The 7,734-nt window shown below is 40.3% G+C and carries 9 protein-coding genes; 8 read left to right on the top strand and 1 reads right to left on the bottom strand.

Translation table 11 applies throughout. The features are described 5' to 3' along the window. The 5 genes from GCCT14_RS03050 to GCCT14_RS03035 form a co-directional block, all read left to right on the top strand. Positions 1-1,156, top strand: a 1,156-nt coding sequence (locus tag GCCT14_RS03050) for an EscU/YscU/HrcU family type III secretion system export apparatus switch protein (RefSeq protein ID WP_320411692.1), incomplete at its 5' end; no start/stop codon positions are given. Further along, positions 1,153-3,294 (top strand): type III secretion system export apparatus subunit SctV, encoded by a 2,142-nt coding sequence (gene sctV, locus GCCT14_RS03045; RefSeq protein WP_108624192.1) that lies wholly within the window; start codon positions 1,153-1,155, stop codon positions 3,292-3,294. The genes GCCT14_RS03050 and sctV, both read left to right, overlap by 4 nt. A 19-nt stretch (positions 3,295-3,313) precedes the next feature. Next, positions 3,314-3,541, top strand: a complete 228-nt coding sequence (locus GCCT14_RS05410) for a hypothetical protein (RefSeq protein ID WP_192875486.1) — start codon at positions 3,314-3,316, stop codon at positions 3,539-3,541. Continuing rightward, complete coding sequence (locus tag GCCT14_RS03040; protein ID WP_192875485.1) at positions 3,528-4,604, top strand: HrpJ domain-containing protein; 1,077 nt, start codon at positions 3,528-3,530, stop codon at positions 4,602-4,604. The genes GCCT14_RS05410 and GCCT14_RS03040 overlap by 14 nt, the downstream gene beginning before the upstream one ends. A gap of 4 nt (positions 4,605-4,608) precedes the next feature. Continuing rightward, positions 4,609-5,019 (top strand): CesT family type III secretion system chaperone, encoded by a 411-nt coding sequence (locus tag GCCT14_RS03035; RefSeq protein WP_157952545.1) that lies wholly within the window; start codon positions 4,609-4,611, stop codon positions 5,017-5,019. Between the two features lie 4 nt (positions 5,020-5,023). Here the strand turns inward: GCCT14_RS03035 and GCCT14_RS03030 are convergent, their stop codons facing one another. Continuing rightward, on the bottom strand, positions 5,024-5,647 hold the full coding sequence (locus tag GCCT14_RS03030) for a hypothetical protein (RefSeq protein WP_108624189.1): 624 nt from the start codon (positions 5,645-5,647) through the stop codon (positions 5,024-5,026). A gap of 304 nt (positions 5,648-5,951) precedes the next feature. Between GCCT14_RS03030 and GCCT14_RS03025 the strand changes: the two genes are divergently transcribed. The 3 genes from GCCT14_RS03025 to GCCT14_RS03015 form a co-directional block, all read left to right on the top strand. Next, a complete protein-coding gene (locus GCCT14_RS03025; RefSeq protein ID WP_108624188.1) occupies positions 5,952-6,539 on the top strand; it encodes a CesT family type III secretion system chaperone in 588 nt (195 codons plus the stop codon). Positions 6,540-6,663: 124 nt separating this feature from the next. Continuing rightward, positions 6,664-7,164 (top strand): single-stranded DNA-binding protein, encoded by a 501-nt coding sequence (locus GCCT14_RS03020; protein ID WP_157952543.1) that lies wholly within the window; start codon positions 6,664-6,666, stop codon positions 7,162-7,164. A gap of 12 nt (positions 7,165-7,176) precedes the next feature. Next, on the top strand, positions 7,177-7,734 hold a 558-nt coding region (locus tag GCCT14_RS03015; protein WP_157952542.1), incomplete at its 3' end, for an OB-fold nucleic acid binding domain-containing protein.

Raw genomic sequence — 7,734 nt, 5'->3', positions numbered from 1 at the left:
TGCAAACATTGGTCCTACCATAATGAAATGGACGAGAGAACCAATCACGGCAACTCCGAAAAAACTGCGAGATGCACGCAAAAAAGGGCAGGTTGCTAAATCACAGGATATTCCAGGGGCAGCGACTTTTGTTGCTTCAATTGGAATACTTCTTGCTTTGTCTTCCTTCTTGTTTGAACAATTTGCTGCAACTTGTTTCTTTTTTTGGGGACGAATAGCCTCTCCAGGAGTTATTGCGAATCATTATCAATATATCTTTCAAGCTATTTATCAGATTTTAGTTTGCAGTATCCCTTTCGCGTTGGGAATTGCCGTGATTGGTTCTCTCGTCCATTTCATTATGGTAGGACCAATGTTTGCAACTGAAATTTTTAAATTTGACATCAAGAAATTTGATCCTGTCAACAATTTGAAACAGAAATTCAAACTTAGAACTCTTGTTGAGCTTCTTAAGTCTACATTCAAAGTATTAGTTTCCTTTTACATTTGTTATAAGTCTTGGTTAGAAGTGCTTGGGATGTTTCCCATGTTAGTTGCACAACCACTTGGAGCGACATTTTTTCTTATTTCTACTTTTTTGTGGAATGTCGTAGTGCGAGCGGGGTTTTTTTTCGTTGTAGTAGCTCTTGCGGATTATCTCTATCAGAAACGATTGTTCGATAAAGAAATGATGATGGAAAAGTTTGAGTTAAAGCAAGAGTTCAAAAATACAGAAGGAGATCCGGAGTTAAAATCTCGTAGGAGAGAGGTTGCAAGAGAAATAGCGTATGGTGGTGGTCGACGTGGATTGAAGGGGTCTAAAGTAGTCTTAACTAATCCAACCCACATAGCCGTTGCTTTAGCTTATGAACATAGTAAATTTCCTGCACCGTTCATTGTCGCGAGAGGAAAGGGAGTTGAAGCAGAATGGATTGTTTTTGACGCGAAAAAACTTGAGATTCCTATTGTAAGGAATGTTCCTTTAGCTTGGGCTTTATACGAAAAAGGTGAATTACATGAATTCATTCCATTTGAGACATACGAAGCAGTTGCAGAAGTTTTGAGATGGGTTGCATCGTTGGAAAGTGGAGGTTTAGAGGAATTTGAGGGTAAAGATTCAGAAGATCTGGAAGTAGAAGAATTAATCGACGAGAATCTTAAGGGAACAGGCTTATGAGCAAAGGTAATTTCTTCAAGAGAATGATGAACTGGTTAAGTGGTGATTTAACCGTTGGTTCTATTGGTAGAACAAGTGACCTAGCGCTTGCTGTTGGTCTGACAGTTATTCTTAGTCTTATTATCATTCCCATCCCGGCTGCTTTTCTAGATGCTTTGATTGCTGTCAATATAACATTAGCTTTGTCTCTATTGATGGTTGCTATTTATGTGCCAAGCGCAGTAGAGCTGTCTGTTTTCCCTTCTTTATTGCTGATTACTACTCTTTTTCGACTTGGTCTAAACATTGCCACTACACGTGGAATTCTTTTGGAAGCTAATGCTGGCCACATCATATATGCATTTGGAAACTTCGTTGTCGGTGGGAACTATGTCGTTGGATTAGTTCTTTTCCTGATAATTACTCTTGTGCAGTTCATTGTGATTACAAAGGGTGCAGAACGTGTAGCAGAAGTTGCAGCTCGTTTCACATTAGATGCTCTTCCAGGTAAGCAGATGAGCATTGATGCAGATATGAGAGCTGGCATTCTAGATGCAAAACAAGCTCGCGCAAAAAGATTAGATTTACAGAAAGAGAGCCAGCTCTACGGTGCCATGGATGGTGCCATGAAATTCGTCAAGGGAGATGCAATTGCAGGTATTGTTATCACCTTGATTAATTTGATTGGAGGAATTGTAATAGGCGTGTTCTTGATGAACCTTGACGTTTCATCCTCTTTGAATACATTTGCGCTTCTTTCTATTGGAGACGGTCTTGTTTCACAAATTCCTGCATTGATGATTTCAATTACTGCCGGAATTATCACGACACGTGTTACCACTGATCGTGATTCGAATTTGGGTAGGGAAATTTCAAATCAGCTTCTTAAGCAGCCTAAAGGTCTAATGATTGCGGCTGGAGCAACCTTTATGATGGGAGTCATACCTGGATTTCCTGTTGCTCCGTTTTCAATTCTTTCTATCATTCTAGGGGGTGTTAGTTACATTCTTTGGAAGGTGGATTCAAAAAGAAACCTTCTTGGGATAGGGGAAAGCGGAGGTGATACCTCTGTCATTCAGACCGATATAGATGGACATTCTGTTATTGCTGGGTCTGGAGATCAATATGCTCTTACTTTACCTGTTATTCTAGAGCTGGGCGATTACCTTAGCTTGTTAGTAAAGAAAGAAGGAAAAGGGTTTGGCTTCATAGAAGCAATGATCCCTAAAATGAGACAGGCTTTATATCACGAGCTAGGTGTTAGATTTCCTGGTGTGCACGTTCGTGTAGATAGTCCAAGTCTTGAAAAGGAAGAGTATGCAATTCTTTTAAATGAGGTTCCTGTTGTTCGTGGAAGAATTGTTGCAGAGCATCTCCTGACTAATGAGGTGGAAACTACGTTAAAAAGGTACAATCTCTCATTTCAGTCATATAAGAATGGTCCAAGCATGCCGTCTCTTTGGGTCCCGAAAAGGTATGATTCTATTCTTCGCAAAGCTGGAATTAAGAACTGGAAGCCATTAGAGGTGCTGATTTTGCATTTGTCTGTCTTCTTTCGTCACTACACAATGGAGTTTGTTGGCATTCAGGAAGTTCGAGGGATGTTAGAGTTTTTGGAGCGATCTTTCCCTGATTTAGTCAAAGAGGTTACCCGTCTTATACCGTTACAAAAGATGACAGAAATTTTCAGACGATTAGTTCAAGAACAGATTTCAATTAAGGATTTAAGGACAATTATGGAGTCGTTAAGTGAATGGGCTCAGTCTGAAAAAGACACTGTTCTCTTGACAGAATATGTTAGATCATCTCTGAAGAGATATATCAGTTACAAATATTCTCAAGGGCAATCAGTTATCTCTGTTTATGTCCTAGACCCTGAGATTGAAGACATTGTTCGAGGTGCTATTAAGCAGACTTCTGCTGGTTCTTATCTCGCTTTGGAGCCTGACTCTGTACAATTGATTCTACAAGCTTTTAGGAATGTTATCACTCCACCACCTCCAGGTGCACAGCCTCCTGTAGTTTTGACAGCTATTGATGTTCGTAGATTCGTTAGGAAGCTTATTGAGATGGAGATCCAAGATGTTGCTGTGATCTCTTATCAAGAGGTTATTCCGGAGATTCGAATCCAACCTTTGGGAAGAATTCAACTGAGGTAATCAAAAGATAGGTCTCAGTATGGCGGACAATAGAATTGATTCTTCAAGCTTTGATGTGGTCAAAGTCGCTCAGGAAGATGCTTTGGCTCTAAAAGATGAGCTCAAGGTCATTCAAATGGAGGTGAAATCAGATTCTCTTGTTTCACTTATTTCTCAAGGTAAACTATCTCTTTTTAATGGGCTTTCTTCGTACTATGGGGTGGTTTGTGCACGACAATTGTGGGGCCCCATTGATGTTAAGTATTAGCCTTACAGATAGTGAAGAAAAAGGAGTTTCTGAAAGTAAAGAATCGGCTAGGGAAAGGGCTGCACGTTATCAAGAAGAGAATGAGGAATTAGACGAACAGTATCTTCTTGCTTTACAAGGACAGATTCGTGGTGACGACGACGAGAAGACGATTCTTAATAAGATTAAACTCTATTTTCAAGAATGGTCTTTAGTTGACGAAGTTTTAGATTTTCTATCTGAGGGAGCTGATCAAGCTCTTCTTGCAAAGTTTCAGAATTTGAAAAAAATGATACATCAGAAATACGGTCGAGAGATCCTTGCTGGAAGAAATATGGGTAATGAAGCCAGATTTTTTTCTAAGTATGGACTTGGTTCTCCTACAGTTCTTCGAAAGATGTATTTAGATATCACAGCGAACCCAAGAACAGCTCCTGATCTATTTGATGACTTATCTAGCCGTTTTGCTTATCCTCAGCTTAGAAAAGTTATTGGTTTTTTACTTAGATCACTAGGATCTGACTTGAGATCAAAAGGCCCTTCTATTGCCCGTGGAGAACTTTATCGCCTTCTGAATGAAACACGTATTGCTCAAGCAATTTTGGGAGTTTTCCGTTTCTTTAAAGCTAGAGAAAAAATGGTAAATCGATTGTTTGTTCAGTATGGTCTCGAATCACTACCTAAGATGAGTTTTGAGATTATGTCGAAAACCTTTATGCGTTTTGTTTCAGATCGTTTCCCAAGCCCAGAAAATACTCGTCATTTAATTGGTCAAATGGGAGCTCATGACTCTGTCCCGGGGTTAATTGTTCTAGGAATGCAAGTTAGAGATGCTTTACGTGAGGTAGACCCTTATAAATTATTTGGTTATGGGACTGATGCTAATTCCGCGCTTTTACACAAAGAAGAATTAACTAAAACTATCTTGGAAGTTTTAGAAGAGCTAGAGAATGAGTATGAAGACATTGTAGAAGCTGAAGGTGACGAATACGACGATTCATCTGAAGAGTCAGATGATGAGGAAGAAGATTTAACCGAGGAAGAAGAGCTAGCAATCAAGACAACAATGCGAGGAATGAATTAAGCCCGTGTACTACTTGCCTTTTGAAAACTTGATTAAAGAATTAGCATGGACCGGTTCAAACATTGAATTGAATGGGTCGTCCTCATGCGAAATCACAACAGAAGAAGGATTACGAATCTCCATTGAAGCCGACCAAGAAAAACCGATTATTCAGGCAGTTTGTTTTTTGGGTGTAGTGTCCAAGACAAAAGATTCAAATCCTCTTCTTATGCGTCTGTTAAAAGAAAACCTGTCTCCTAATGATGGAGAAGTGTTCGGAATAGACCTTAAAAGCAATCAGTTCACGATTCACAAAAGCATCTCATTTGAAAACATAAACAGTGATTCATTCGTATCGCACCTAGTTAAGCTTCATAACAAAGGAATAGCATGGTCAAAAATAATTGAAGGAAAAGAATCTATTCCAGATGGATGATGTCTCACCAGAAAACCTCCTCATCGTATGCATCTGGATCACGCAAGCCATGCCAGTTTCTTCCTTGTTGACGAGATGAACTAGTACAATCATGAGAGTGATATTCACCTCCCATATCGGTGTAAGCATCATCGAGACCTTCTGTTGTTTCTAGATCACGACGTGCAAAACCTCGGTTATTTTCAGATTGGTGATACCCTGTTTCAGTTCCATCTGAATGTCCTTCACTTGAATTTCCTTCTCCAATTGTAGTGCCAACAGTTGGATTCTCAGCATAACCACCTCTGATCTGACGACGGGCAGGTATGCAATCTTGGTTATGCCCAATTTCCTTAAGAGCTTGTAACCGCTCTTTTTCTTCTTCTATGCGGGTCTTGAGCTCCTCAGTTTCTTGTAGATATTTGGAAAGTTCTTTTTTGGGCACGAGCCCTAGCTTGAGCCATTGCTCTAAATTTGCCCGTTCTTCTTCAAGCTTTCTAAGTCGTTCGCTCTTTCCGGCCATAATCTTACTTTCTCCCTCTGGGGCGATTGTTCCCCCCTTATTCATAGGATTAATGAATTTTAGTAAAGTTCGGCTTGTACTTAACATCAATGGGGCCCCACAATTGTCGTGCACAAACCACCCCATAGTACATATGGAGCTCCGTTGTGTTTTGGCGGATTAGGGCAAAACTTCCGAGCGAATGATGACATGGACTACTATTGACTGTAAAGTCGTACCAACGATATCTGAGGCTTGATTGAAATGATAAAGTTTACAGTCCTTCTGAGCTTTCCTATAAAGATAGACTGAGATAGAGACAACTAGAGGACCGTGATAGGGCCCTTCGTATCGAGGGTGTGTTTGTTCTTCTCATTGCAAACCAGTTCCTAACGCTGTTAAAGTTCGGAGAGACAAACCACTCTTTTCAGTGCTTTATGGGGGGACATCGATGTCTTTTGAAAATGCAAAGCGTAATTTAGTTGAACTAGGAAAGGCCTTGGGTCTGGAGGGACTTGATTTCGACGAGAATAACACATGTATCCTCGCGATCGACAATGATTTCTCCATGCATATGACATATGAGACTACTTCAAAGAAGCTATATATCTATTCCCCTCTGCTTGATTCTTTTCCCGAAGACAAAGAAATCCTCATGAAATTGTATGAGACTTTGCTTAGAGGATCGATTCTAGGTGGTCAAATGGCAGGTGGTGGAGTCGGTATTGCTCCAGAAGAACAACTAATATTGATTCATTCTACTTTGGAAATGTCGGCTGCTTTTCCAGATGCATTAAAGGAGTTCGCCCCATTGTACGTAGAGATAGTGGACGCTTGGAGAAAAGTTTGTGCTAGTATTTGTGCTGGACAAGAAGTCGATCTATCTACTTTGCCAGTTTTAGCTGGAAAGAACGCTGAACAGATTTCTGGAATGGCAAGTGGTGCAAGTAGCAGTGGTTCCTCAAATGAAAGTAGTTCTTCGAAAGAAGAAACTGGCGGATCTGCTAAACCTGGTGGGGAAGGCTTTATCCGTATTTAATTAAATCTTCTTTGATTTTAGATACCCTTGCAGAATTGAGTGGCCTATTGCTAAACTCGTTTCCCCATCTTTGCCGGGATATACTTGGTAGTTTGGCTGGATGTTTCTCAAGGGGTTTTTTGCAATGAATTTTATTGAAGTTATTGGAAATGTTGTCATAGACCCTGAGAAGAGGGTTACAGCTAATGGCGCTAAGATGACTGTTCTCGTCATTGCAGATAATCAGCGCAAGGGTGAAAAAGAGGAAGTCCTCTGGTGGAGGGTTGTTGTCTGGGATGGTGAACTAGAACGCGTTATTCCTTACATAAGGAAAGGTTCTCGTGTTGTAGTTTATGGGACTATGCGAAAGCCTAGAACATATGTTGATAGCAATGGAGTCTCCCAGGCGTCTCTTGAATTGAAAGCCTTTTTGATTCGTTTTCTTCCAGGAAGTAGAAATGAGGGTGAATCTTCTTTTGGTACAGCAAAACCTACTGACGTGAAAGACATTGACGATTCTGATTTTTCTGGTGAAGTAGAATACACCGGTGTTCCGTCTTCACATCCTGCGGGGTTTTCTCCAGGTAAAGGAAAGGCAATTTATAGCTCGGAAGAAGGTTACTCCGAGGATTTGTCTCCTTTTTAGCTAGTTTGTCGCATGTCTCGTGTTTTTTCTAAAGATCTCCCGTTTTATCTTGGCCGACGTGTTGTCATTAAAGGTTGGATGCATGGTCTTCGTTCATTAGGTAAGATCGCATTTCTTCTTGTTCGTGATCGTGATGGGATTTCTCAGGTGGTCTTGAACAAGGATGAATTATCTAAGCTGAGTGATTGTCATGTTGGTACTATTCTTTCCATTTCAGGACTTGTCACACCATCTAAGAGCAAAGATGGCAAACCTGAATTGACGGAAAGTTTTATTACTATTGTTTCGAAAATAGATAAAGTGTTCCCTTGGGATTACACAAAGACAATTGTTGACGTAGATCTTGATCTTATTCTCGATTGCAGGGGAGTTTCTATTCGCTCTCCCTCTATTGCGTCTGTTTTTCGTGCACAAAGTGAGATTGCTTTTTCATTTCGTAGATATATGCGAGAACAAATTGGAGCATGTGAATTTTTCGGTCCGTGTCTTCTTCCTGGAAGAAAACGAATCAAAAAGGCTTTCAATTCAAGAGACGCCTGGGAGACTCCATTGCTATCAACATATGTTCTA

Source organism: Candidatus Similichlamydia epinepheli, assembly GCF_003056015.1.
Note: the sequence above shows the minus strand (reverse complement) of the source record. Positions and strands in the feature narration are given on the sequence as shown.

Bases quoted from the DNA above. Each gene is read 5' to 3' on its own strand.
- sctV (WP_108624192.1), top strand. From the start codon at position 1,153: ATGAGCAAAGGTAATTTCTTCAAGAGAATGATGAACTGGTTAAGTGGT.
- GCCT14_RS05410 (WP_192875486.1), top strand. From the start codon at position 3,314: ATGGCGGACAATAGAATTGATTCTTCAAGCTTTGATGTGGTCAAAGTC.
- GCCT14_RS03040 (WP_192875485.1), top strand. From the start codon at position 3,528: ATGTTAAGTATTAGCCTTACAGATAGTGAAGAAAAAGGAGTTTCTGAA.
- GCCT14_RS03030 (WP_108624189.1), bottom strand. From the start codon at position 5,647: ATGGGGTGGTTTGTGCACGACAATTGTGGGGCCCCATTGATGTTAAGT.
- GCCT14_RS03025 (WP_108624188.1), top strand. From the start codon at position 5,952: ATGTCTTTTGAAAATGCAAAGCGTAATTTAGTTGAACTAGGAAAGGCC.
- GCCT14_RS03020 (WP_157952543.1), top strand. From the start codon at position 6,664: ATGAATTTTATTGAAGTTATTGGAAATGTTGTCATAGACCCTGAGAAG.